The organism is Pseudoduganella violaceinigra DSM 15887, assembly GCF_000425385.1.
Lineage (GTDB): Bacteria > Pseudomonadota > Gammaproteobacteria > Burkholderiales > Burkholderiaceae_D > Rugamonas > Rugamonas violaceinigra.
In genome coordinates, this window is record NZ_KE384359.1 from 24,039 (window position 1) to 49,106 (window position 25,068).

Below are 25,068 nucleotides of genomic sequence, written 5' to 3' on the forward strand. Positions count from 1 at the left end.
TCTGGAGAATATGATGATTTCGACTTTCCGCCCCGCCTTGGTGCTGTTCGGCGTCCTGACGCTGGCCACCGGCCTGCTTTACCCGCTGGCGGTGACGGCCGTGGGCCAGGCCGTCTTCCCGTATCAGGCCGGCGGCTCCATCGTGGAAGTGAACGGCAAGCCGGCCGGTTCCCTGCTGATCGGCCAGCAATTCAGCTCGCCTAAATACTTCTGGGGCCGGCCGTCGGCCACCGGGCCGATGCCGTATAACGCCAACGGCTCTTCCGCTTCCAACCTGGGCCCGCTGAATCCGGCCTTCACCGAGGCCGTCAAAGGCCGCGTGGCAGCGCTGCAAGCGGCCGATCCCGGCAACACGGCGCCCATCCCGGTCGACTTGGTGACCGCCTCGGGCAGCGGCCTGGATCCGGAGATCAGCCTGGCCGCCGCGCAGTATCAGCTCAAGCGCGTCGCCGCCCAGCGCCAGATGGCGCCGGAGCAGGTGCAGGCCCTGCTGGCGCAGCACACCTCGGGCGCCATGCTGGGCATCTTCGGCGAGCCGCGCGTCAACGTCCTGGCGCTGAATCTGGCGCTGGACGGCAAAACGCCGCATACTCGCTGAAATGATCCCACTCGACGACGACCGCCCGGACCCCGACGCGCTGCTGGCGCAGATGCAGGCGCAGGAACGCAAGGCCGCGCGCGGCAAGCTGCGCATCTACTTCGGCGCATCGGCCGGCGTCGGCAAGACCTACGCCATGCTGTCGGCCGCCCGCAAGTTGCAGGCTGCGGGGCGGCAGGTCCTGGTCGGCGTCATCGAGACCCACGGCCGCAGCGAGACGGCGGCCCTGCTGGAGGGGCTGGACGTGCTGCCCCTCAAGCAGATCGCCTACCGGGGCAAGACCCTGGCCGAATTCGACATCGACACGGCGCTCGCGCGCAATCCCCCGCTGGTCCTGATCGACGAGCTGGCCCATTCCAACGGGCCCGGTTCGCGCCACCCCAAGCGCTGGCAGGACGTGGAGGAACTGCTGGACGCCGGCATCGACGTCTTCAGCACCGTCAATGTGCAGCACCTGGAAAGCCTGAACGATGTGGTGGGCGGCATCACCGGCATCCAGGTCAACGAAACCGTACCCGACACCGTGTTCGACGCCGCCGACGAGGTGGTGCTGGTCGACCTCCCGGCCGATGAACTGCTGTCGCGCCTGAAAGGCGGCAAGGTGTATCAAGCGCAGCAGGCCGAGCGCGCCGCCAAGAACTTCTTCCGCAAAGGGAACCTGATCGCCTTGCGCGAACTGGCCCTGCGCCGCACCGCCGACCGCATCGAGGACGATGTGCGCGCCTACCGCGTGGAACAGTCGATCGACACCATCTGGAAAACCGGCGCCTCGGTGCTGGCCCTGGTCGGCCCACGGTCCGGCTGCGAGCAGGTGGTGCGCAGCGCTGCGCGCCTGGCCGGGCAACTGGGCACCGAATGGCATGCCATCTACGTGGAAACGCCATCGCTGCAGCGCCGCTCGGCCGCCGAGCGCGAACGCATCTTGCAGACCCTCAAGCTGGCGCAAACCCTGGGGGCCACCACGGCCGTGCTGTCGGGCCGCGATATCGCCGCCACGGCGGTGGAATACGCGCGCGGCCATAACCTGTCCAAAATCACGATGGGGCGGGCGCACCGCAACTGGCCGTGGCGCCGCTCCCACATCCGCAGCCTGGCCGCGCACGCGCCCGACATCGATTTGATCGAGGTGGCCGTCAGCGAGCGCGACGCGCCGCCGCGGCCGGAAGCGGCCAGCGATGCCGAGGAGGACGGGCAGCGCATGTTCGCCCGGCTTGCCGGCTACGCCGTGGCTGCGGGCTCTAGCCTCGGCATGGCGCTGCTGGCGACGCCGCTGCTGCCGTACTTCGACCTGGCCAACATCGCCATGCTGTTCCTCTTGGTGGTGCTCCTGGTGGCGGTGCGCCACGGGCGCGCGCCGTCGGTCCTGGCGACCTGCGTCAGCGTGGCCTGCTTCGACTTCTTCTTCGTCCCGCCGCGCTTCACCTTCGCCATTTCGGACCTGCAGTACCTGATCACCTTTGCCGTCATGCTGGCGGTAGGCCTGATTACCGGCCATCTCACCGCCGGCCTGCGCTTCCAGGCGCGCGTCGCCTCCCACCGCGAAGCGCGCGCCCGGGCGCTGTACGAATTTGCGCGCGAGCTGTCCGGCGCCTTGCAGACCGAGCAGATCTTCGAGACCACCGCGCGATTCGTGCAGGGTACGTTCCGCGCCAAGGCCACCTTGCTGCTGCCCGACGCCGACGGGCGGCTGCTGATGCCGGCCGGCGCGGCGGCGCTCGACCAGGGCGTGGCGCAATGGGCCTTCGACCACGCCGAGAGCGCGGGCCTGGGCACGGACACGCTGCCCGCCAGTCCGCTGTTCTACATGCCGCTGGTGGCGCCGATGCGCACGCGCGGCGTGCTGGCGATCGAGCCGGCGCAGCGGCGCTGGATCCTGATTCCCGAACAGCGGCAGCACCTGGACACCTTCGCCGCGCTGGCGGCCATCGCGCTCGAACGCGTACACTACATCGAAGTGGCGCAGGAAGCGCTGGTCAATATGGAGTCCGAACGCCTGCGCAATTCGCTGCTGGCCGCGCTATCGCACGACCTGCGCACGCCGCTGACATCGCTGGTCGGCCTGTCCGAATCGCTGGCGCAATCGCGCCCGCCGCTGTCGGCGCAGCAGCTTGACATCGCCGCGTCGCTGCATACCGAAGCGCTGCGCATGAGCGCCCTGGTGGCCAACCTGCTGGACATGGCACGCATCGAAAGCGGCGAGCTGAAAATCAACCTGCAATGGCAGCCGCTGGAGGAAGTGGTGGGCAGCGCCTTGCGCGCCAGCAGCCTGCAGCTCAAGCGGCGCAAGGTCAGCACCCAGCTTGCGCTGGCGTTGCCGCTGCTGCGCTTCGACGCGGTGCTGATTGAACGCGTGCTGTGCAACCTGCTGGAGAACGCCGCCAAGTACACGCCACCCGGCTCCTCCATCGTGGTCTACGCCGTGCAGCGCGGCGAATTCGCACGTGTGATGGTGTACGATGACGGCCCCGGCCTGCCGCGCGGGCGCGAGGAGGCCATCTTCGAAAAATTCACCCGCGGCGAGAAGGAATCGTCCAAACCGGGCGTTGGCCTGGGACTGGCCATCTGCCGCGCCATCGTCGAAGCGCATGGTGGAACCATCGGCGCCGACAGCTCGCCGCTGGGTGGCGCCGCCATCGTCTTCACGCTGCCGGTCGGCAGCCCGCCGCAAGCGCCCGAGATTGAGGAAATATGAACAAGCAACAGACCGACGTCGCGCCCACAGCCCTGTTGGTGGAGGATGAGCCGCAGATCCGCCGCTTTGTGCGCGCGGCGCTGGAAGAAGAAGGCTGGCACGTGCACGAAGCGGCCACCATGCAGCGCGGCCTGATCGACGCCGGCACGCGCCGCCCGGACGTGGTGATACTCGACCTGGGTCTGCCCGACGGCGATGGCACGGACTTCATTGCAGACTTGCGCAAATGGTCGCAGGTGCCGGTCATCGTGCTCTCGGCGCGCGTCAACGAGGCAGACAAGATCAAGGCGCTGGACGCCGGCGCCGACGACTACCTGAGCAAACCATTCGGCGTCGGTGAGCTGCTGGCCCGCGTGCGCGCCACCTTGCGCCGCCAGCGGCAGCCGCAAGCCGACAGCGCCGGCCAGGTGCGGTTTGGGGAAGTCGTGGTGGACCTGCCGAACCGCAAGGTCCTGAAGCGCGGTGAGCACGTGCACCTGACGCCGACCGAGTACCGGCTGCTGTCGGTGCTGGTGGCCAACGCCGGCCGCGTGATGACGGCGCCGCAGCTGCTGCGCGCCGTCTGGGGCCCGGCGCAATCGGACAATAGCCACTACCTGCGCATCTACATGGGTCACCTGCGCCACAAGCTGGAAGACGACCCCGCCCAGCCGCAATACCTGCTGACCGAAACCGCCGTCGGCTACCGCCTCCAACTAAGCTGACCCCGACATTTATTTCGAGAGCATGCGCATGGCGCGCTCGAGGCCTTCGATCGTGATGGGGAACATGCGGTTCTGCATGATCTGGCGGATGACTGCAATCGACTGGCGGTATTGCCACAGGCCTTCCGGCTCGGGGTTGAGCCAGATGAATTTCGGGAAGTGCGCGGTGAAGCGTCCCAGCCATTCGGCACCGGCTTCTTCGTTGTTGTATTCGACCGAGCCCCCCGGTTGCAGCACTTCGTAAGGACTCATGGTGGCGTCGCCCACGAAGATCAGCTTGGTGTCCGGCGGGTATTTGCGCAGCACGTCCCAGGTGGCGAAGCGTTCGGCGTTGCGGCGCCGGTTGCTGCGCCACAGGTAGTCGTACACGCAGTTGTGGAAGTAGTAGAACTCCATGTTCTTGAACTCGGTCTTGGCGGCCGAGAACAGTTCTTCCGCCCGTTCGATGTGGTCGTCCATCGTGCCACCCACGTCCATCAGCATCAGCACCTTGACGTTGTTCTTGCGCTCGGGCTGCATCTTGATGTCGAGGTAGCCGGCGTTGCTGGCGGTGGCGCGGATGGTCTGGTCCAGCGCCAGTTCTTCCGCCGCGCCTTGGCGCGCGAATTTACGCAGGCGGCGTAGGGCGACCTTGATATTGCGCGTGCCCAGTTCGCGCTCGCCGTCGTAGTCCTTGTAGGTGCGCTGCTCCCATACCTTGACGGCGGTGCGGTTGCCGCCCTTGCCGCCGATGCGGATGCCTTCCGGATTGGTGCCGCCGTTGCCGAACGGCGAGGTGCCGCCGCTGCCGATCCATTTATTGCCGCCCTCGTGGCGTTCCTTCTGCTCTTTCAGCAGCTCGTTCAAGCGGTCCATCAGCTTGTCGTAGCCGAATTTTTCCAGCGCGGCGATCTGCTCGGGCGTCAGTTCGCGCTTCATGCGCTGCAGCAGCCAGTCGAGCGGAATCTCCTTGGTGGTGTCGAAGACGGCGTTGATCCCTTTGAAGTATTGGCCGAAGGCGCGGTCGAACTTGTCGTAGTTGGCCTCGTCCTTCACCAGGCACAGGCGGCTCATGTAGTAGAAGTCGTCCAGCGAGGGTTCCAGCACCTGCTTTTGCATGGCTTCCAGCAGGGTGAGGAATTCCTTGATGGTGACCGGGATCTTGGCGTCTTTCAGCGTGAAGAAGAAATCGATCAGCATGTCAGGCCCTCCGTGCCAGCAGGTAGTTCAGCTGGGCTTTCACTTCCGGCCATTCGCCGCGCACGATGCTGTACATGACGGTGTCGCGCACGGTGCCGTCGCGCCGCGGCGCGTGGTGACGGATGACGCCGTCCTTCTTGCCGCCGATACGCTTGATGGCCGCTTGCGAAGCGTGGTTGAAATTGTCCGTGCGGAAGCCGACCACGGCGCAGCCCAGCGTGTCGAAGGCGTGCGCCAGCAACAGCAGCTTGCAGGTGGTGTTCACGTGCGTGCGCTGGGCGCTGCGGCGGTACCAGGTGTAGCCGATTTCCAGACGGTCGATGGCGGGCACGATGTCGTGGTAGCTGGTGGTGCCGAGCACCCGGCCGCTCACCGCTTCAATCACGGCGAAGGCCAGGCGGGACGGGCGCATCTCCAGCGCGGTGGCGATATAGGCTTCCACCTGCTGCGGTTCCGGTACCGAGGTGATGCGCAGCTTCCACAGTTCGCCGTCGCCGGCGGCGTCGCGCAGGGCGTCGGCGTGCTGCGGGCCGAGCGGCTCCAGGCGCAGGCCCTTGGCTTCCAGGGTGACCGGGCTTACAGCTTCCATCAGCGGTTGGTCCTCGACATGAATACCAGGCGTTCGAACAGGTGCACGTCCTGCTCGTTCTTCAGCAGGGCGCCATGCAGCGGCGGCACGGCGGCTTTCTGGTCTTTGCCGCGCAGGACTTCGGGCGGAATGTCTTCCGCCATCAGGAGCTTGAGCCAGTCCAGGAATTCGCTGGTGGACGGCTTTTTCTTCAGGCCCGGCACGTCGCGCACCTCGTAGAAGGTTTGCAGGGCGGTGGCCAGCAGTTCCTGCTTCAGGTGCGGGTAGTGGACCTTGACGATGGCTTCCATCGTGTCCTTGTCCGGGAATTTGATGTAGTGGAAGAAGCAGCGGCGCAGGAAGGCGTCCGGCAGCTCTTTCTCGTTGTTGGAGGTGATGATGACCAGCGGGCGGTGCTTGGCCTGCACCATTTCGCGCGTCTCGTAGACGTAGAACTCCATGCGGTCGAGTTCACGCAGCAGGTCGTTCGGGAATTCGATGTCGGCCTTGTCGATCTCGTCGATCAGCAGCACCACCGGTTCCGGCGCGGTGAAGGCTTGCCACAGCACGCCCTTGACGATGTAGTTGTGGATGTCGCGTACGCGCTCGTCGCCCAGCTGGGAGTCGCGCAGGCGCGATACGGCGTCGTATTCGTACAGGCCTTGCTGGGCCTTGGTGGTGGATTTGATATGCCATTGCATCAATGGCATATCGAGTGCGGCGGCGACTTCTTCGGCCAGCATGGTCTTGCCGGTGCCCGGTTCGCCCTTGATCAGCAAGGGGCGCTGCAGGGTCAGGGCGGCGTTGACAGCCAGTTTCAGGTCATTGGTGGCGACGTAGTTGTCGGAGCCTTCAAAGCGTTGCGGTGCGTGCATAGTCATACTTCCGGTGAGGGTATCACCGGAAGTATATGCCAGACCGGCTTACGGTGGGCAGCTCGCTGCAGCAGGCCAGGCGCTCGTGCCGTCGATGGCGACCGGCGTGGAAAGCGGCGCCTTGAAGCCGTTTTTCTCGCACGGGATGGCCCAGAAACGCTTGCTGGTGGCCGGGTAGCCGAAGCTGGCCACCTGGGCGGCCGCGGCGGCGCTGTACTTGATGCCCCACATATCGAAGTAATTGCGCTGGTCGCGGCCGGTGATCTTCGAGGTGACGATGACCAGGTAGTCTTCCGCGGTGATGCTCTGCACGGCGCTGCGGTTGGCGTAGCCGCCGTCGCCGAAGCCCAGCTTCGCGCGCTCGCTGCTCCAGGTGCTGTCGCTGCCCTGCGCCTTGTCCAGCAGGCGGTCGTGCAGATAGAGCAGGCGGTACAGGTCCCAGCCTTCGTCGCCCATGGTGCTGCGGTTATCCAGGGCGAGCTGCCAGTAGAAGTTCAGGCGGCCCCAGAACAGGTTTTCGTCGAACCACAGGCCGTTCTTCACGTAGTCCACCGGCGCAGCCTTGCCCTGGGCGGCCTGCAGCAGCGCGAAGGTTTCCTTCTGGCTGATGTCGCGGCCCCACTGCTTGGCGGCCGGGAAGTCGCGGTTGTAATGCAGCCATTTGTGGACCGGGAAGATATTGTTCGATACTTCGCCCGATTGTCCGCCGTACACCTTGAAGTGGCCGTATTGCAGGTTGTGGCCCACTTCGTGCGACTCGCCCCAGCCCAGCGGTTCGAATTCCGCATAGCTGTCGATCGGCTGGCCGGAGCACATATAGCCGCAGTTGGCCTGGTCAGTGTTGAAGTGCTGGATGCCTGCCAGGCCGTGGGTGCCGGCATTGCTGCAATCCCAGCCATTCGCCTGGCAGAACGCCGACACGCCGGGCGCCAGGGACAGGTCGCGGCCATTGAAGGCGGCCAGGTTGTAGATGTCCTTGTACAAGTAGGTGTCGACATAGCCGGTCAGCTTCTGCACGTCGTCGCCGTAGTTGGCCAGCGTTTGGCGCATCTTGGCGGCGGTGGAGTGGACTTCGAAGCCCGGCGTCAGGAACTCCGACCAGCCCAGCTGGTTGTTGCGCACCGAGGCGGCGAAGGCGCTGGCGCTGGCCGGGCCGCTGTACACGGCATGCTGGCCGACGCCGGCGAATTGCAGGGAAGCGGTGACCGGGGTGTCGCTCTTTTCGACGGAGACATATACGATGCCGCCGTAAGGATTACTGATCTCGATGGAGCCGCCTGGCGCCAGGGGAATGCCGTTGCCCCACAAGTACATCGGGCGGTCGTAGGCGTCGCCGAAGACGTGCGCGGCGCCGGTGCGCAGCTGGTTGACGAAGACCGTGATGCGGGCGCTGCTGTTGTCGCTGCGGCTGACCTTGAGGGCGCGGCCCGGCAGGGCGTAGACGGCGGCGCTGGCGCTGAAGTCCACGCTGCGGGTGGTGAAGCTGCGGTTGACGGTGACGGCGGCCGCGCCGGCCGGAATCGGCGGGCTGAAACTGCTGCCCTCCAGGTTGGCGGCCGGCTGGATGCTGCGGCTGTTGGCCAGGGCGTGGTCGGAGAACAGGGCGCGCATGAAGGTGTTGACCGGGGTGCTGCCCTTGGCCATCGGGTAATGCACCTGCTTGCGGTAGTAGTCGCCCAGCAGGACCAGCTGCTTGAGCAGGGCCGGCGTATCGGCGTCGAACAGGCGCTTGCCGCCGGTTTCGACCGAGGCGATCCAGTCCTTCAGCAGGCCGGCGCCGTCATAAAACTCGCTGTTGATGCCGGCCGCTTCGGTGCAGCGGCTGTCGCTGGTGCACTGGCTCCAGTTGAAGGCGTAGTCGCCGGCGGCCAGGTGGTTGACCAGGCGGCTGAGCGCCTGCATCGGCTTCAGCGCCGACGGCTGGGCTGCCACCATGGCGTCCTTGCTGCTCCAGGCGGCGCTGTCCTGGCTGAAGTAGTTGCCCGGGTAGGGCAGGGGCGCCAGGCCCAGCAGGCCGGCCACCTGCGGCAGGCCGCCGTCGCCCCAGCTGCCGGTGTGCTGGTACAGCATGGGCTTGCCCGCCGCCAGCGATTTGTCGAGGAAGGACAGCAAGGCGGCATTGTCGTCGTTCAGCGTGCTGGCCTCGCTGCCGACCAGCAGCAACTGACTGTCCTTGGTGCAGGCGTCCAGCTGCTTGTCGTCGGTACAGGTGTTGACGGTCCAGTTCGGGAACTGAGCCTTGAACCAGTTTTTCAGTGCGCTCTGTTCGCCGGCGCTATAGCGCAGCAGGCTGATGCTGCGTGCCGCGCCGATGTCCTGCTGCTGGCCAAGCAGCAGCCAGGACAGCAGGCGGCGCACCGGCGCTGTCATCTCCGGCGCGCTGCCGGATTGCATGGTGCCGATGATATTGCTGCCGAAAGCGGCAACGCGCGCCGCCTGCACCTGGCCGGCGATGGCCAGGCCGTTGCCGCCGCTGCCCACGGCCAGCGGGTAGGTGCGCGCCGATTCGCGCATCGGTTGCGGCGTCAGCAGCTGGGAATTGCGGCCCGGGTTGTAGGTGATGGCGGCGCCGCCCCAGACCTGGCCCAGCAGGTTGGACTGTTCGCTTTCGCGCAGCGCCAACTGTTGCTTAATTGCATCAATGAGCTTGGTGCTGTCGGGCAGCTTGCTGACGTCGCCGTCGCGCATGGCGAGGGTCAAGACATCGGTGCCGGCACCCGGGCCGCTGCCGGGCGTGTTGCCGCCGTTGGTTGGCGTTGCGCCGGTCGGCGTGGCGCCAGCATTGGCGGACGCATCGGACTTGCTGCCGCCGCCGCAGGCACTCAACAGCAGGGCCAGGACCATGGTCGCCAGCAGGGGCCGGCGCGGTTTGCTCAGGTAATCAATCATGTGGAATTGCCGTGCGGCACTTAATGTGGTTGAACTTAACTGTCCAATCTACCATTAATTTCCATGTGGAAACAATTACTTTTTTTCGATGTTGTCAAAACTAGACCTATTTGATGGACGGTATTTTGACTTGTAAGGTAAAATCGCAGGTTGAGGGCGCGAAGTCCGGGTTGTTGCGCCACGCAGTATCCGATTTCAACTGATTTAAAGCCCACACTATGAAAAAAATCTTCGCACTCCTCGCGCTGGTCGCCGTAGCGCAAGGTGCCGCAGCTGCGGACATCGTCGGCGACGCCAAGAATGCAAAAGGCAAAATCGAGATGTGTATCGGTTGCCATGCCATCCCAGGCTATAAAGCGACCTTCCCGGAAGTGTTCCAGGTCCCGATGATCGGCGGCCAATCCGCCAAGTACATTGAAAACGCACTCAAGGCTTACCAGAAGGGCCAGCGCAAGCACCCGTCCATGAAGGGCATCGCCACCAGCCTGTCCGAGCAGGATATTGCCGACATCGCCGCGTTCTACTCCCAGCAGAAATAAGGCCCGGAACCATGAAAAAACTGATCATTGCCCTGTTCTGCTCCGCCGTGTCGTTCAGCGCCCTGGCTGGCGGCAATATTGAAAACGGCAAGGCCCTGACCGAGAAATACAGCTGCAACACCTGCCACGGCAAGGACTTCAATACCCCGCTCGACCCGAGCTATCCGAAGCTGGCCGGCCAGCACAAGGATTACCTGGTGCACGCCCTGACCGCCTACAAGCGCGGCGACAAGCCGAACGGCCGCTCGGACGGCACCATGACCAAACAGGTCGAACCGCTGACCAATAAGGACATCCAGGACATCGCCGCCTACCTGCACTCGCTGCAAGGTTCGCTGGTCCTGAAGCGCTGAATCAGTACCGCATCCAAAGGAGCCCGCCATGCGCGGGCTTTTTCATTTTTCGCAAGCGAAGGAGAAGGGGTTCGTGACGACATACCGCATGGTCCTTGGGACGCTCCTGGTCCTGCACGCCTTTTTCTTCATTTGGCTGTGCACGCGCTTTCGCTCCATGCCCGTGCTGAAGGCGAAAATCGTCGGTGCGCTGGCGCTGGCGTTCAGCGTGGCGGCCCTGCTCGTGATGTGCTTCATGCCGCGGTAGGCGCCGCCGGCCTTCCTGGCCGCTCAAACCATGGTTGCCGGCATTCGTCACAGCGCCGTTTCGCCGCCCGCCGCCGCTGTTAATCTTCCCCCAACTTTCGGGGGAAACATGGCATACAAACTGACGATCAACGGCGCGGCCCGCAGCGCGGATGTGGAGGGCGATACCCCGCTGCTGTGGGTGCTGCGCGATACCTTGGGGCTGACCGGCACCAAATACGGCTGCGGCGCGGGCGTCTGCGGCGCCTGCACCGTCCACATCGATGGCCAGGTGGTACGCAGCTGCGTGATGCCGGTCAGCGCCGTCGGCAAGGGCAAGGTGCGCACCATCGAGGCGTTGTCGCCGGACCGTTCGCACGCCTTGCAGCAGGCCTGGATCGCGGAGCAGGTGCCGCAGTGCGGCTATTGCCAGTCGGGCATGCTGATGGCGGCCGCCGCCCTGCTCAAGTCGACGCCGCGGCCCAGCGACGCGCAGATCGCTGCGGCCATGACCAACCTGTGCCGCTGCGGCACCTACCCGCGCGTGCGGCGCGCCATCCGGCGTGCGGCCGGCATGCCGCTGGAGGAGGCGGTATGAGCAGCCGCCGCGATTTCCTCAAGACCCTGGCGGCGGGCGGCCTGCTGGTGGCCATCGGCGGCAGGGCAGGGGCGGCCGACGCGCCGCTGACGCCGCCGCCGGGCTGGGTGCGCATTGCGCCCGACGGCAGCGTCACCATTCTTTCCAACACCAGCGAATTGGGGCAGGGCACCGGCACCGCCATCGCCCAAATGCTGGCCGATGAAATGGACCTGGACTGGCGCACCGTGCGCATCGAAATGGCGCCATTGGAACAGCAGTTCATCAACCCCGGCTGGGGCGAATACGCCACCTATGGCAGCGGCGGCGTGGCGCGCCAGTTCGCCCAGCTGCGCAAGGCCGGGGCGCAGGCGCGCGCCATGCTGATCGGCGCCGCGGCGCAACAATGGCAAGTGCCGGCCGCCGAGTGCGATACGCAGGCCGGCGCCGTGCTGCACGGGCCGAGCGGCCGCAAGCTCGCTTACGCAAGCTTGGCGGGGCAGGCTGCCGCCCAGCCGGTGCCGGCCGACCCGCCGCTGATGCCGAAGGAGCGCTGGCGCCACATGGGCAAGGACGTGGCCCGGCTCGACCTGCCGGGCAAGACCGACGGCAGCGCCGTGTACGGCATCGATGTCAAGCTGCCCGGCATGCTGTATGCGGCGATCCGGCAATGCCCGCATTTCGGCGGCACGCTGGCGGCGCTCGATGCGCAGCCGGCGCTGGCCAGGCGCGGCGTGAAGAAAGTGGTGCGCCTGCCGGGCGCCGTGGCCGTGGTGGCCGACAGCTACTGGCGCGCGCAGCAGGCGCTGAATGTGCTCAAGCCGGAATGGGACCTGGGCGCCGCCAGCCGGCATTCCAGCGCGCCGTACCGCGCCATGCTGCACGAGGCCATGCGGGAGGAGGGCGACCTGGTGCTGTCGCGCAATGCCAAGGCGGAGGACGTCAATGCCGCGCATAATGCCGGCGCGGCCAGGGCCGTCGCCTGGCTGGAACGCAGCTACAGCGTCCCCCTGCTGGCCCACGCCACCATGGAGCCGATGAACGGCACCGCCAGCGTCAAGGACGGCAAGGCCGAGCTTTGGCTGCCGACCCAGGCGCCGGACCTGGCCCGCACCTACGTCGGCAAGGCGCTCGGCATCGAGCGCGACGCCGTCACCATCCACATCACCTTGAGCGGCGGCGGTTTCGGGCGCCGCATCGAGGCCGACTTTGCCGTGCAGGCGGCGCTGCTGGCGCAGCAGGCCGGCGCGCCGGTCAAGCTGCTCTGGAGCCGCGAAGAAGATATGCGCCGCGGCTACCACCGTCCGGCGGCGCTGCTGCGCCTGCGTGCCGGCTTCGACGCCGCCGGTGCCCTGGCCGCGGTGCGCATGGACAGCGCTAGCGACAGCGTGTACAACTATTCGCGCTTCGCCATGGACAAGCAATACACCAAGCCTTTCGACGGCAGTGCGGTCGGCGTGCCGCCCACCCGCTGCTACGCCTTGCCCGCGTTCATCCGTCGCACCCATACCGTCGAAGCCGGCGTGCCGCTCGGCTATTGGCGCTCCGTCGCGGCATCGCAGAACGACTTTGCCAGCGAAAGCTTCATCGACGAGCTGGCCTTGCGCGCCGGGGCCGACCCCTTCGACTACCGGCGCGGCCTGATGAAGCCGGGCAGCCGCGAACGCGCCCTGCTGGACCGGCTGGAAGCGGCGTCCGGCTGGCGCGCGGCGGCGGCGCCGGGCCGCCACCGCGGCATGGCCTTCGCCTGGGCCAATGGCACCTGCATCGGCCATGTGGTCGAACTGTCGGTCGATGCGCAGTCGCGCGTCACCCTGCACCGCGTGGCCACGGCGCTGGACTGCGGCATCGCCGTCAATCCGCGCAATGTGCGCGGCCAGGTGGAAGGCGGCATCATCTTCGCGCTGACAGCGGCCTTCTACGGCGAGATCACGGTCAAGGATGGCGCGGTGGAGCAGGCCAACTTCACCGACTACCGGCTGCTGTCGCTGGCGGAGACCCCGGCGATTTCGGTGACCATCCTCGACAGCAACGAGGCACCGGGCGGCGTCGGCGAGGAAGCGGTCGGGCCGCTGGCGCCGGCCCTGGCCAACGCCTTGTTCGCCGCCACCGGCAAGCGCTACACCGCGCTGCCGCTGGCCAAGGCCGGCCTGCGTCTGGCCTAGGGCGGCGCAATTATTTGATAGTTTCTATGTGGCATTCATGGTCTATGCTGGAGAAAGATAGATGCATGGAGGGAATGAGCATGGAAACTTCGACAATCTATGTCAGCCACGCGCTGCCGGCGCGCGGCCTGCAGCGGCATGTGGACCGGGCCCTGGGCCGGGTCGGCGCCTTGCCGCTGCTGGTGCGCCAGGTGTCGCGCCATATCGTGGCGCTGGAACTGCGCGACGTCGCTTTCAGCTGGCCCGATGTACTGCAGGGGCGCGGCAGCCGCGCCGCGCTGGGCGGCCTGGCGTTGCGCCTGGCGTCGGCGTTCGGCTCCAGCCACGCCATCGTCACGCCGCGCGCGGGCCCCGGTGCCGGCGCGGCCTGGGACGATTTCGCGGACCAGGCCACCCTGGCGGAAATGCTGGCGCGGCTGGAAGGGCGTGCCGGCGCCTGCATCCACCTGCAGCCGGACGGCCAACTGGCGGCGGCGCCGCAGGCGCGCCTGCTGGGCGGCTACTGCGTGCTGCGGCGGCCGTAAATTTTTTGCCCTTCCGCGATTATTGGATAGTTTCTCCGGGGAACCGTTGGTCTAAGATGGCCATATCGAGAAATCGCGGAGGTCCCGGGAAATGGTGTACATGCTCACAGCGTTGCTGGCCGGTGTGGCGGTGCTGATGCTTTGCCTGATGGCGCGCCTGCGCCGCCGTTCGCAAGCCTTGCTGGCGGCCACGCTGCCATGGCTGATCAATGTCGCGCCGGCCCTGGCGGCCGACTCGCAGCACCTGATGCGCGCGGTGGTCTTTGCGGCGGTGGCCAGTCCGCTGGTGTTCGCCCTGATCTGGCATATGCCGATCGTGCGCGTGGAAGAGGCGTAAATGGCCTTCATGACCGCCTTATGCGTCGGCGTGCTGAGCGTCTGGCTGACCTGGCGCACGCCGGGGAGCCGGGCCGCCGCGGGACTGTTCGCCACTGGCGCCATGCTGCTGGCGCTGGCGCTTACCGTATCGCTGCTGTCTTGCGGCTGCAGCGTGCCGCTGCGGGCCGATACCCTGCCCGACGTGCGCTTCGCCTTGATGCTGGCGGCGGGCTTCGGCCTGGCCGGGGTGGCTAGGCTGCTGGTCAAATCCGGCGCTTGACCGCTTCCACATAGGCGGCGCCGTCCGGCGGCACGCCGCGGCGCTGGGAATTCCAGATCATCTCGCCCAGACATTCCATGATTTCATGGTGCGCCGCGTGCTCCGAACCGAGCTTGCGCGCCAGCGCTTCGCACGCCGGGCGGATGCCGCGCGGCTGGTCGATCGACAGCTGCTCCGTGATCGACAAGTGCATCGACAGGTGCAGGAAGGGGTTGGCCTGGCCGCCCTCGACCGAGTAGTCGCGCGCGATGGCCGCGTCGGCGTCCTTCAGCTGGTCGTGGTATTCGGGATGCTCCATGACCCAGTCGCGCGCGATCAGCTCGATCGGCGACATGATTTCGTTGGCGTGGGCTTTGCGGTAGACGTCGCAGAAGAAGCGGCGTACGTCGTGGGAGGACGGTGTAAACATAGGCCGCCATTATAGACAAAAAGGGGCCGCCCTCGCGGGCCGCCCCTTTTTGTTATTCTTTTGTTACCAGTTCCGTCGGCGGCGTCACCGGCTGCGGCTTGTCGCCATTGCGCTGCCCGCGCTGGCCATGCGGCTGGCGCAGATAGCGCGAAGAATGGCGCCGGTCGCCATGCGCGGGCCAGGTGAGGAATCGTGACAGCTCCTGCAGCGCGCGCTGATATACTTCGCGCTTGAATTCGATCACCACGTCCAGCGGCACCCAATAGTCGTGCCAGCGCCAGGCGTCGAATTCAGGATGGTCGGTCAAGCGCAGGTTCACGTCATTGTCGCGGGCACACATGCGCAACAGGAACCAGATCTGCTTCTGGCCACGGTAATGGCCGCGGATTTCCCGCTTGATGAAGTGATCTGGCACCTCGTAACGCAACCAGTCGCGTGTGCGGCCGATGATCTTGACGTGCTCCGGACGCAGTCCGATTTCCTCTTCGAGCTCGCGGTACATTGCTTGCTCCGGCGTTTCGCCGTACTTGATCCCGCCCTGCGGGAACTGCCACGAGTGCTCGCGCACCCGCTTGCCCCACCACACCTCGTTATGCGAGTTGAGCAGGATGATGCCGACGTTGGGGCGAAACCCTTCCCGATCGAGCATATTGCACCTCAAACTTTCTGTGGCCGAGGCGTCCTCTTATATTTTTGACTACAAATCCTACTGTAATAGCGCTCTTTGTATAAAGTTTGGACGCATCAGGCCAGCTAATCCTTTAAAATTAGGTCGATTATAACTCTCTCTTTTTAAAAAGAATTCACCGATATGCGTGCATCTCGCTTTTTTATTTCAACCCTCAAGGAAGCTCCATCTGACGCCGAGATCGTCAGCCACCAGTTGATGATGCGCGCAGGCATGATCAAGCGCCTCGGTTCCGGCATTTACACGTATATGCCGATGGGTCTGAAAGTGATCCGCAAAGTCGAGGCGATCGTGCGCGAAGAAATGAATAACGCCGGCGCCATTGAGCTGCTGATGCCGCTGGTCCAGCCCGCCGAGCTGTGGCAGGAAACCGGCCGCTGGGACAAAATGGGCCCGGAGCTGCTGCGCGTGAAAGACCGCCATGGCCGCGACTTCGCCATCCAGCCCACTTCCGAGGAAGTGATCACCGACGTGGTGCGCAGCGAGATCAAGTCCTACCGCCAGATTCCGTTGAATTTTTACCACATCCAGACCAAGTTCCGCGACGAGCGCCGCCCGCGCTTCGGCCTGATGCGCGGCCGCGAGTTCACCATGAAGGACGCCTACTCCTTCGACCGCGACCTGGAAGGCATGCAAAAGTCGTACAAGATCATGTTCGACGCCTATACCCGCATCTTCACCCGCTTCGGCCTGAAGTTCCGCGCGGTGGCGGCCGACAACGGCGCCATCGGCGGCACCGGTTCGCATGAATTCCACGTGATCGCCTCCACCGGCGAAGACGCGCTGGTGTACTGCCCGACCTCCGACTACGCGGCCAATATGGAAGCGGCCGAAGCGCTGGCATCGGGCAGCCGCGCCGCCGCTGGCGCCGCCCTGACCAAGACGTCCACCCCGAAAGCGTCCAAGTGCGAAGACGTGGCCAAGCTGCTGGGCATCGACCTGAAGCAGACCGTCAAGACCATCGCCCTGACCGCCGACAAGGAAGACGGCTCCAAGCAGCACTTCATGCTGCTGCTGCGCGGCGACCATGAGCTGAACGAAATCAAGGCCAGCAAGGTGCCGGGCCTGGCGCAGAACCGCTTCTCCACCGAAGCCGAGATCCTGGAAGTGTATGGCTGCAAGCCTGGCTACCTGGGCCCGATCGGCACCAAGGCCCCTGTGACCGTGGTGGCCGACCGCACCGTGGCCCTGATGTCCGACTTCGTGACCGGCGCCAACGAGGTGGACTTCCACTACACCGGCGCCAACTGGGGCCGCGACATGGCCGAACCCGCCCTCGTGGCCGATCTGCGCAACGTGGTCGAAGGCGACGCCTCGCCGGACGGCAAGGGCGTGCTGGCGATCGAGCGCGGCATCGAAGTGGGCCACGTGTTCCAGCTGGGCACCGCCTACTCCGAATCGATGCAGGCCACCTTCCTGGACGAGAACCAGAAGCCGGCCCCGCTGCAGATGGGCTGCTACGGCATCGGCATCACCCGTATCCTGGGCGCCGCCATCGAGCAGAACTTCGACGACAAGGGCATCATCTGGCCGGCCGCGCTGGCGCCGTTCGAACTGGTGCTGTGTCCGATGGGCATGGACCGCTCGGAGCTGGTGAAGGCCGAAACGGAAAAGCTGTACAACGCCGCCGTGGAAGCCGGCATCGACGTCATCCTGGATGACCGCGGCCAGCGCCCGGGCGCCATGTTCGCCGACTGGGAACTGATTGGCGTGCCGCACCGCGTGGTGATCGGCGAACGTGGCCTGAAGGAAGGCAACCTGGAATACCAGGGCCGCCGCGACACCGAAGCGACCGCTGTACCGGTGGCGCAAGCCCTGGCCTTCATCAAGGGCAAGATCCAGAAGTGATTGCCATGGCTGGACTTTTGCCAAAGCAGGGACGCGAGCGCCGCCGCTGGTGGGCGCGTCCGCTGCGCTGGTGGCATACGCTGGCGTTCGCCAGCGGCGTGCTGTGCGCACCATTCGGCTTCGCCGGCAACCAGAAAGAGGAAGCGCTGGCCGACGGCGTGCGGGTGGCGTTGTCCAACGCCATCATGGATGCGCGGCCGCCCAAGCCCGTCTTCCTCACGCCCGCCGACCGCTCGCAGTACGACATCTGGTACGCCGCCATGTCGGACCGCCTGAAGCGCCGCCTGCCGGACGAATTCACGCGCCGCGAATTCCTGGAAACCGCCTGGTACGAGGCGCGCCGCGCCGGGCTCGACCCCGGCATGGTGCTGGGGCTGATCCAGGTTGAATCGGCCTACCGCAAGTACGCCGTGTCGATTGTCGGCGCGCGCGGCTATATGCAGGTGATGCCGTTCTGGACCAATGTGATCGGCGACCGCGACCGCTCCAAGCTGTTCAATATGCAGACCAACCTGCGCTACGGCTGCTCGATCCTGCGCATGTACATCGATATGGAGGATGGCAACCTGTACTTGGCCCTGGGCCGCTACAACGGCAGCCGCGGCAAGCCGGAATACCCGAACGCGGTACTCTCGGCATGGAATAAATGGAAGCTTTGAATTTGTAGCGGGGCCTGGCCATGCCGTGCGTACGGCATGGCAGCGGCGGAATCCATGGTATTCCCTGGCCCCGGCGCCCGGCTTGTACGCGCGGTACGCAGGCTTTAGAATTTACGATTTACTAAGACCTGCCGTCCCCAATGAATCCATCCGCCCTGCCGATCCGCCTGAAGCACTGGGGCGCTTGTTGCGCCAGCTTTCTCCTGACCCTGGTCATCCACCAGCTGATCTTGGCAAAGACTGGCCTGAGCATCTTTTCCTTCCAGGTCTACGCGTTCATCCCGGTTGGCGCTGCCGTGGTCGGACTGTGCGCGGTTTCCGGCTACATCCTGTCGCCGCGCCGATTGCAGCGCGAGGGCGACCGCATCGATTTCGCCTTCCTGATCCTGCTGTGCCTTAGCGTGCAATTCGGAGCCGAGATGGGCTCCTATCTGGCCTGGATGTTCAGCCATGGCATGGCGCTACCGGATATTTCACCAGGCCGGTATTTCGCCCTGAAGATCACCAACGCCGAATATGCCTTCTCGGACGGGCCGCCGCACGGCCTGCCCGCCACCCCGGTCAAGACGGGGCAGTTTGGCTGGTTCCTGCTGCTGCCGCGCTTTGCGTTCCTGCTGGCGGTGGCCAAGGTGGCATGGAGTACCCATGCCCGCGATCAATCCTATACCTGAAAAACATGATGCGTTTTCTGACCATGCTGGGCGCCACGCTTGCCATTGCCGCAGCGCCGCAGGCGGCGTATGCCTGCAAAGGCGCCCCGGCCGATGACGGTAGCAACGAGTATACGATCTGCCCGGAGCACTACCCGGCCGATGCGCCGCGCTTCGAAGACTATCCGGCCAGGCCTTACACCGGCCCGGTGGCTGCCGTGCGCCTGCACGGCGACCACGAGGCGCGCCTGTACCGCAGCAGGTTGCGGGAGGCGGCGAAGAGCCAGCACCCGAATTTCGCCGGCCATTTCATCCTGGCCCACTGGGGCTGCGGCAGCGGCTGCAGCATGAACAAGATCATCGATGCCCGCAGCGGCAAGGTGTTTCACCCGGCCGGTGTGGAATCGAATGTGGTCGTGAATATCGACGACAGCTTTTTCGATAACGGCGGCACGCTGCGCTATCGTCCCGACAGCCGCCTGCTGGTATTGATCGGCGATCCGGAGGAAGACGAGAATCGCCGCGGCATCTCTTTCTTCGAGTGGACCGGCACCCGCATGAAACTGCTGCGCCATGTGAAGGTCCCGAGCGGAAACTGAAACGACCGCGTGCACCTGATCAAGCAGTTCAGCATCGGCAAGGGCAGTTGATTCTTGAACTATTGCGAATTGTATTAATTTGTCGAAAATTTTTACATTTATTTAATTTTGTTTAGTTTTAAATAACGTAACTAGCTGATAGTAAAGAAAAAGTTCCCATTGGCATGATTCTCGCTTGGAAATGTTGTAGTAGTTAAACATTTCAATAATCATGAGAGGGAGAAGGTCTTTTGGGTAATAACGCAATCAAAAAGCTGCTTGGCATCGTCCTGGCCATCGGCGCTGTTGGCAGCGCGGCTGCGGGGCCGGCCATTTCGGTCGGCGGCGTGAAGCCGATGATCAGTTCAGGTGCGGCCCCGGATTCGCCGGAAGCGCGTGTCGATGCCAACGTTGCGTCGTCGCGTTTCTCGGGCGTGGTGAGCCTGGCTATCCAGAACAATGACGAGCTGTTCATCTGCTCCGGTACACTGGTCGGCAAGCGCCAGGTGGTAACGGCCGGCCATTGCGTCGACTCCAATGAGCATGGCGTGCTGATCGACCTGAATAAGCCGGGCAATTATGTGAAGGCGGTCTTTAACGCGACCTCGTCCGGTTCCGGCTCGCAAGCGATTGCCGCATCCAAGATTTCGATGCACGCGGACTATGCCGGCTTCGGCAACTGCCCGGCCGGCATGAAGGGCCAATGCGTCAATGACGACGTGGCCGTCGTGACGCTGAGCGAGGACGCGCCCAAGGAGGCCAAGATCTACAAGATCGCGGCGACCGAGCTGCAGGCGGGCACCCGCATCATCATGGCCGGCTATGGCACTTCCGGCGACGGCATCAACGGCTACACGGTCGATCCGAAATTCCGCGTCAAGCGCAGCGGCGAAAACTACGTCGACCTGTTTGATCTCGACGATGAAAAAGGCAACACCGGCCGCAAGGAAGTCTGGTACGCGGACTTCGACGGCGCCGGCCAGGATACCTGGTGTAAATACGAAGGCGTATGCAGCCCTGTGCTGCCAAACGACCGCGAAGCCAATATCGGCGGCGGCGACTCGGGCGGCCCATCCTTTGTCGAGATGTACGGCGAGCTGATGCTGATTGCCACGAATACCTTCGGCGGCACGCCGGATGGCTTGGTGGAAGGCGCGTTCGGCAGCTACTTCGGCGGCATGGTGCTGCACAGCTACCTGGACTACATCAATGAAGCCACCGGCGGCGCGGCAGCGTTCGTTCCGGAGCCGGCGCCGCTGGCGCTGTTCGGCCTGGGCCTGCTGGCGCTGGCTGGCGCGCGTCGCCGCAAGCAAGCGCGCTAAGGCTTACCTGGGCAGCAGCAGGGCGCTGGCGCTGACCATGGCGAACAGCAGGGCGCCTAGCGGCAGCAAGCCGTAATGCAGGAAAGGCGCCACCAACTGGGTGGCGCCCGCCACACAGGCGAACGACAGGAACATCAGCAGGCCGGAGCCCTTGCCGGCATCCTCGCCCGCGGCATGCAGGGCGCCGCCCATGGTGGCGGGGCCGCGCAGGCCAAGCCCGGCGCAGAACAGGGCCGCCAGCACGGCCAGCAGCGCCAGGCCGCCCAGGCCGGACACCTCGGCCAGCGCCATGCCCATCAAACCGGCGCCGGCCAGGAATTGCAGCAGCGTGCCGCTGCGCGCCAGCCATTGTTGGCCGACCCGCTGCAGCATGCGCACGGCGGCCGTGGCGCCGGCCATGAACGCCAGCACGCCGCAAATCTGCAGGATGGCGAACGCTTCGATCCCCAGTCCCAGGGCATGCGTGACCAGCACAGGCGCGCTGGCCACATACATCAGCAGGGCACCGAACATCAGCGCGTAGCTGAGGGCATAGCGCAGGTACAGGCGGTTGCGCAGCAGCGCCGCATAGCCGCGCTGTAAGGGCGGTCCTGCGGGCACGGCGGCAGGACCGACAATATGCGCCACCAGCGGCAGCAGCAGCAGCGCCATGGCGGCGATCAGCCAGAACGTGGTGCGCCAGCCGGCATACAGCACGATGGCGGCGCCGGCCACCGGGCCGACCGCGGGAATCGTCGATTCGGCCATGGCCACCATGGCCAGCGCCCGGACGGCGTCGGCCTGGTCGAAGCGGCGCCGTATCAGGGCCGGCACCGCCACGGTTGCGGCACCCGCGCCCAGGCCCTGCAGCAGGCGGCCCGCCAGCATGACGCCGATGTCCGGCGCCAGCGCGCACACCAGGCTACCGCCCCCCAGCAGGGCGGTGCCGGCCATGATGGTGCGGCGGTCGCCGAAGTGGTCGGCGGCCCAGCCCCAAGCCAGCTGCGACAAGGCCAGGGCCGCCATGAACAGCGCCATGGTCGCTTGCGCGGCAGGGATCGACGCATCCAAGTCTGCCGCCATCACCGGGATCGCCGGCAGGTACAGGTCGGAAGCCAGCAAGCCCAAGGCCGTCAGGCTGGCGAGCGGGATGGCGAGGCGCTGGAGCGCGTGCATGGCGGCCCGCTATTCCCCGCGCGATAAATTGCGCCAGACAAAGCCGGGCAGCGCCAGGCAGGCTGCGAAGACCATCAAGGCGGCGCAGCCGAAGGCGATGCCGCCGGCAAATTCGACGTTGCCGCGGGCGGTGAGCAGGATGGCGGCGGCGGCGGTCGCGTGGGTGACAAACTGCAGCAGCGACAGCCCGGCGCGGGCATGCCGCCCCGCCGCTTGCAGCGCGCCGGCAGCCAATGGCGTGGCGCACATGGAAAAGCCGGCGCACATCACCGCCCAGCAGCCGAGCAGGTATTGGAAGGGATCGACGCCATCCTCCATCTGGCTCCAGGAGGCGGCCATGACGGCAGCGCAGACCATCAGCAGAAAGCCGCCGGTGAGCCGGTTGTTGGTCGGCCCCCAAAGGCGGGACTGCATGGTTTTCAGCGCCGGCACCAGCATGGCTAGGGCGCCGGCGCACTGCAGCAGGGCCAGCCGCCCGGCATCCAGGCGCAGGTCCAGCATGACCAGGACGGGCAGGCTGGCCATGCCGGCCGCCAGGGCGCCAAAGCTCAGGGCGTGGCAGGCGGCGTAGCGCCAGAAGGTGATGTTGCCGGTCAATTCGGCAAACTGGAATCGCTCGTCCGCTTTGTGCGCGGCGGCCGGCGCCAGCGCGACCAGCACGATCACCAGCAGCCCCGCTGCGGCGGCCAGCCAGAAGGTATGCCGCCAGCTTGCCTCCAGCACGAACCAGGCGCCGGCACAAGGCGCCAGGATCGGGATCGCGCCTTCGGCCAGCAGGCGCAGCGCGCGGCGCGAACGCGATTGCAGCAGCAGCGGCAGGAAGGCCGCCGCAGCACCCGCGCCGAGGCCTTGCAGGATGCGCCCGGCTTGCAGTTGCACGGGCCGCACGGCCAGCGCGCAGACGGCGCAGCCAAGGCAGAAGAGCAGGGTGGCGGCGAGCAGGACGGCGCGCTTGCCCAGCACATTGGCGGCCCAGGCCGACAGCAGGTGGGAGGTGGCCAGCGCCGCCAGGTACAGCGCCAGAAGCGACTGGAGCGCGGGCAGCGGCAGGTCGAATTCCTTGCCGAGGGCCGGCAGGGCGGGCAGGAAGGCATCGAAGGCCAGCGGGCCCAGCGTGGCCAGGCTGGCCAGGGACAACAAGGCGTGGGTGCGTGGGGGCATAAAATAAAAGCCCCGAGCGATGTCGCGTCGGGGCTCCTCGATCGGCTGCAACAGCCAGAAGCAGCTTATTTCAGGTGGTCGGAAATCAGCTTGGTCATTTCGAACATGGAGACCTGGGCCTTGCCGCCGAAGACAGCCTTCAGCTTGTCGTCGGCATTGATCATGCGGCGGTTGGCGGCGTCCTGCAGGTTCAGTTTCTTGATGTAGTCCCAGACTTTCTTGGTCACTTCGGTGCGCGGCAGCGGTGCGGAACCGACTACGGCCGACAGTGCGCTCGATGGCGTCATCGCCTTCATGAAGGCTGCGTTAGGCTTACGTGCTGCGGGTGCTGCGGCTTTCTTTGCTGCTGGCTTGGCGGCTGCCTTGGCCGGTGCAGCTTTTTTCGCGGCCGGCTTGGCGGCGGCTTTCTTTGCTGGTGCTGGTGCTGCTTTCTTGGCTGTTGCCATATTCGAGCCTCCTTAACAAACAAATGGATAATTGCGCAATACTATCGCACGGCTAATATTGGCGGGGCTTTGCCGCTTGTGCAAGTGTTTTGTGCGTTTTTTCCCAGAAACGACGTGTATGGCGGACCAACATTAAAAAAAAAGCCACCCCGCGGGTGGCTTTTGTTGCGCGGGCGCAGAGCAGGGCGCTTCAGCGCATGCCCGGCATCATGCCCTTCATTGAGCGCATCATCTTCATCAGGCCACCGCCGGACAGCTTTTTCATCATGGTCTGCATCTGTTCGAACTGATTCAGCATGCGGTTGACTTCCTGCACCTGGACCCCGGCGCCGGCGGCGATGCGGCGCTTGCGGGCCGCCTTGATCAGTTCCGGCTTGGCGCGTTCGGCCGGCGTCATCGAATCGATGATGCCGACCATGCGGCGCACCTGCTTCTCGGCCTGGTCCATATTGGCGCCGGAGGCGGCTTGCTGGAACTGGGCCGGCAGCTTGTCGAGCAGGCCGGACATGCCGCCCATCTTCTTCATCTGCGCCAGCTGGGCCTTGAAGTCGTTCATGTCGAACTTGCCGCCCGACTTGACCTTGGCCGCCAGCTCGGCCGCGGCCTTGGTGTCGACGTTTTTCTGCGCTTCCTCGACCAGGGCCAGGATGTCGCCCATGCCCAGGATGCGGTTGGCCATGCGCTGCGGGTCGAACGCTTCCAGGCCGTCCAGCTTTTCCGACACGCCGGCGAACTTGATCGGCTTGCCCGTGATATGGCGCACCGACAGCGCGGCGCCGCCGCGCGAGTCGCCGTCCAACTTGGTCAGCACCACGCCGGTCAGCGGCAGGGCGTCGTTGAAGGCCTTGGCGGTGTTGATGGCGTCCTGGCCCAGCATGGCGTCGACCACGAACAGGGTTTCGATCGGCTTGACCGCGCCGTGCACGGCGGCGATCTCCTGCATCATTTCTTCGTCGATACCGAGGCGGCCGGCGGTGTCGATGATCAGCACTTCATGGTGGTGCTTCTTGGCCCAGTCCAGCGCGGCCAGGGCGATGTCGACCGGCTTGTCCTGCGCCGTGGACGGGAAGAAGTCGGCGCCCACCTGGGCGGTGACCGATTGCAGCTGGGCGATCGCGGCTGGACGATAGACGTCGGCCGATACCGTCAGCACTTTCTTTTTCTTCTGTTCCTTCAGGTACTTGGCCAGCTTGCCGACGGTGGTGGTCTTCCCCACGCCCTGCAGGCCGGCCATCAGGATGATCGCCGGCGGCTGCTGGGCGAAGGACAGCTGCGCCGCGTCCGGGCCCAGGTCGGCCCCCATCAGGGCGCCCAGTTCGCGCTGCACCACGCCGACCAGGGCCTGGCCCGGGGTCAGCGAGGAAATCACTTCTTCGCCGAGCGCCTTGTCCTTGACCTTGGCGATGAATTCGCGCACGGCCGGCAGGGCGACGTCGGCCTCCAGCAGCGCCATGCGCACTTCGCGCAGCATCTCGGCGGTGTTCGATTCGGTCAGGCGGGCCTCGCCGCGCATCGTCTTGACGACTTTGGCAAGGCGCGTAGTCAGGTTGTCTAGCATGGGTGGCCTAGTAATAGATATCTGCGGAAAATCCCGCCATTTTACCTTAGTAGCCGGCGGGCGAGGCAGGAAGGCAGGTGCGCGGCGCTCTCTCACACATTGTCACCG

Annotated in this window: 26 protein-coding genes; 16 read left to right on the forward strand and 10 right to left on the reverse strand. The window is 65.4% G+C overall.

Translation table 11 applies throughout. The features are described from left to right. Positions 1-13 precede the first annotated feature (13 nt). From kdpC to kdpE, 3 genes are read left to right on the forward strand one after another with little or no spacing between them, the layout of a single operon-like run. Positions 14-598 (forward strand): potassium-transporting ATPase subunit KdpC, encoded by a 585-nt coding sequence (gene kdpC / locus H597_RS0125005; protein ID WP_028104514.1) that lies wholly within the window; start codon positions 14-16, stop codon positions 596-598. Between the two features lies 1 nt (position 599). Further along, a complete protein-coding gene (gene kdpD / locus H597_RS0125010; protein WP_028104515.1) occupies positions 600-3,290 on the forward strand; it encodes a two-component system sensor histidine kinase KdpD in 2,691 nt (896 codons plus the stop codon). Further along, positions 3,287-3,994: a two-component system response regulator KdpE gene (gene kdpE / locus H597_RS0125015; RefSeq protein WP_028104516.1), complete on the forward strand. Its 708-nt coding sequence runs from the start codon at positions 3,287-3,289 to the stop codon at positions 3,992-3,994. The genes kdpD and kdpE overlap by 4 nt, the downstream gene beginning before the upstream one ends. A gap of 9 nt (positions 3,995-4,003) precedes the next feature. Here kdpE and H597_RS0125020 read toward each other — a convergent pair whose 3' ends face one another. The 4 genes from H597_RS0125020 to H597_RS0125035 are packed head-to-tail and all read right to left on the reverse strand — an operon-like array spanning position 4,004 to position 9,505. After that, positions 4,004-5,173 (reverse strand): vWA domain-containing protein, encoded by a 1,170-nt coding sequence (locus tag H597_RS0125020; protein WP_028104517.1) that lies wholly within the window; start codon positions 5,171-5,173, stop codon positions 4,004-4,006. A 1-nt stretch (position 5,174) separates the two neighbouring features. Then, the gene (locus H597_RS0125025; protein ID WP_028104518.1) at positions 5,175-5,762 is read right to left on the reverse strand and encodes a GNAT family N-acetyltransferase; all 588 of its coding nucleotides are present in this window, start codon (positions 5,760-5,762) and stop codon (positions 5,175-5,177) included. Then, entirely contained in the window at positions 5,762-6,616 is an 855-nt protein-coding gene (locus H597_RS0125030) for an AAA family ATPase (RefSeq protein WP_028104519.1), read from the reverse strand. Before H597_RS0125030 ends, H597_RS0125025 begins: the two co-directional genes overlap by 1 nt. A gap of 48 nt (positions 6,617-6,664) precedes the next feature. Next, positions 6,665-9,505 (reverse strand): ImpA family metalloprotease, encoded by a 2,841-nt coding sequence (locus tag H597_RS0125035; RefSeq protein WP_028104520.1) that lies wholly within the window; start codon positions 9,503-9,505, stop codon positions 6,665-6,667. A 218-nt stretch (positions 9,506-9,723) separates the two neighbouring features. On the opposite strand from H597_RS0125035, the gene H597_RS0125040 reads away from it, so the two are divergent. The 8 genes from H597_RS0125040 to H597_RS0125075 all read left to right on the forward strand — a co-directional run bounded on the left by H597_RS0125040 (position 9,724) and on the right by H597_RS0125075 (position 14,486). Then, entirely contained in the window at positions 9,724-10,044 is a 321-nt protein-coding gene (locus H597_RS0125040; protein ID WP_028104521.1) for a c-type cytochrome, read from the forward strand. An 11-nt stretch (positions 10,045-10,055) separates the two neighbouring features. Next, positions 10,056-10,397 carry a c-type cytochrome gene (locus H597_RS0125045; protein ID WP_028104522.1) on the forward strand — a complete coding sequence of 114 codons (342 nt, stop codon included), beginning with the start codon at positions 10,056-10,058 and terminating at the stop codon, positions 10,395-10,397. A 28-nt stretch (positions 10,398-10,425) separates the two neighbouring features. Continuing rightward, positions 10,426-10,644: a hypothetical protein gene (locus H597_RS0125050; protein WP_028104523.1), complete on the forward strand. Its 219-nt coding sequence runs from the start codon at positions 10,426-10,428 to the stop codon at positions 10,642-10,644. 108 nt (positions 10,645-10,752) lie between these two features. Further along, the gene (locus H597_RS0125055) at positions 10,753-11,220 is read left to right on the forward strand and encodes a (2Fe-2S)-binding protein (RefSeq protein WP_028104524.1); all 468 of its coding nucleotides are present in this window, start codon (positions 10,753-10,755) and stop codon (positions 11,218-11,220) included. Continuing rightward, positions 11,217-13,364 carry a xanthine dehydrogenase family protein molybdopterin-binding subunit gene (locus H597_RS0125060; RefSeq protein ID WP_028104525.1) on the forward strand — a complete coding sequence of 716 codons (2,148 nt, stop codon included), beginning with the start codon at positions 11,217-11,219 and terminating at the stop codon, positions 13,362-13,364. The genes H597_RS0125055 and H597_RS0125060 overlap by 4 nt, the downstream gene beginning before the upstream one ends. An 80-nt stretch (positions 13,365-13,444) precedes the next feature. Further along, positions 13,445-13,888, forward strand: a complete 444-nt coding sequence (locus tag H597_RS0125065; protein ID WP_154668279.1) for a hypothetical protein — start codon at positions 13,445-13,447, stop codon at positions 13,886-13,888. 100 nt (positions 13,889-13,988) lie between these two features. Then, a complete protein-coding gene (locus H597_RS0125070) occupies positions 13,989-14,225 on the forward strand; it encodes a hypothetical protein (RefSeq protein ID WP_154668280.1) in 237 nt (78 codons plus the stop codon). Then, positions 14,226-14,486, forward strand: coding sequence for a hypothetical protein (locus H597_RS0125075; RefSeq protein WP_028104528.1), 261 nt, complete (start codon positions 14,226-14,228; stop codon positions 14,484-14,486). Here H597_RS0125075 and H597_RS0125080 read toward each other — a convergent pair. Continuing rightward, positions 14,470-14,895, reverse strand: a complete 426-nt coding sequence (locus H597_RS0125080) for a DUF1841 family protein (protein WP_028104529.1) — start codon at positions 14,893-14,895, stop codon at positions 14,470-14,472. The genes H597_RS0125075 and H597_RS0125080 overlap by 17 nt on opposite strands. A gap of 52 nt (positions 14,896-14,947) precedes the next feature. Further along, complete coding sequence (locus H597_RS0125085; RefSeq protein WP_028104530.1) at positions 14,948-15,544, reverse strand: RNA pyrophosphohydrolase; 597 nt, start codon at positions 15,542-15,544, stop codon at positions 14,948-14,950. Between the two features lie 162 nt (positions 15,545-15,706). Here H597_RS0125085 and H597_RS0125090 point away from each other — a divergent pair, with 162 nt between their 5' ends. From H597_RS0125090 to H597_RS35740, 5 genes are all read left to right on the forward strand, one after another. Continuing rightward, positions 15,707-17,431, forward strand: coding sequence for a proline--tRNA ligase (locus tag H597_RS0125090; protein ID WP_028104531.1), 1,725 nt, complete (start codon positions 15,707-15,709; stop codon positions 17,429-17,431). 5 nt (positions 17,432-17,436) lie between these two features. Beyond that, positions 17,437-18,090 carry a lytic transglycosylase domain-containing protein gene (locus tag H597_RS0125095; protein ID WP_083941298.1) on the forward strand — a complete coding sequence of 218 codons (654 nt, stop codon included), beginning with the start codon at positions 17,437-17,439 and terminating at the stop codon, positions 18,088-18,090. Between the two features lie 140 nt (positions 18,091-18,230). Continuing rightward, positions 18,231-18,761: a hypothetical protein gene (locus H597_RS0125100; protein WP_028104533.1), complete on the forward strand. Its 531-nt coding sequence runs from the start codon at positions 18,231-18,233 to the stop codon at positions 18,759-18,761. Between the two features lie 5 nt (positions 18,762-18,766). After that, the gene (locus H597_RS33570) at positions 18,767-19,339 is read left to right on the forward strand and encodes a hypothetical protein (RefSeq protein ID WP_051294103.1); all 573 of its coding nucleotides are present in this window, start codon (positions 18,767-18,769) and stop codon (positions 19,337-19,339) included. A gap of 230 nt (positions 19,340-19,569) precedes the next feature. Continuing rightward, positions 19,570-20,640 carry a trypsin-like serine protease gene (locus tag H597_RS35740; RefSeq protein ID WP_028104534.1) on the forward strand — a complete coding sequence of 357 codons (1,071 nt, stop codon included), beginning with the start codon at positions 19,570-19,572 and terminating at the stop codon, positions 20,638-20,640. Between the two features lie 3 nt (positions 20,641-20,643). On the opposite strand, the gene H597_RS32435 is transcribed toward H597_RS35740, so the two are convergent. The 4 genes from H597_RS32435 to ffh form a co-directional block, all read right to left on the reverse strand. Further along, positions 20,644-21,795: an MFS transporter gene (locus H597_RS32435; protein ID WP_035375287.1), complete on the reverse strand. Its 1,152-nt coding sequence runs from the start codon at positions 21,793-21,795 to the stop codon at positions 20,644-20,646. Between the two features lie 9 nt (positions 21,796-21,804). After that, entirely contained in the window at positions 21,805-22,956 is a 1,152-nt protein-coding gene (locus H597_RS0125120; protein WP_028104535.1) for an MFS transporter, read from the reverse strand. A gap of 65 nt (positions 22,957-23,021) precedes the next feature. Beyond that, positions 23,022-23,402, reverse strand: coding sequence for an SWIB/MDM2 domain-containing protein (locus tag H597_RS34400; protein WP_028104536.1), 381 nt, complete (start codon positions 23,400-23,402; stop codon positions 23,022-23,024). Positions 23,403-23,592: 190 nt separating this feature from the next. Next, complete coding sequence (gene ffh, locus H597_RS0125130; protein WP_028104537.1) at positions 23,593-24,960, reverse strand: signal recognition particle protein; 1,368 nt, start codon at positions 24,958-24,960, stop codon at positions 23,593-23,595. Positions 24,961-25,068 lie beyond the last annotated feature (108 nt).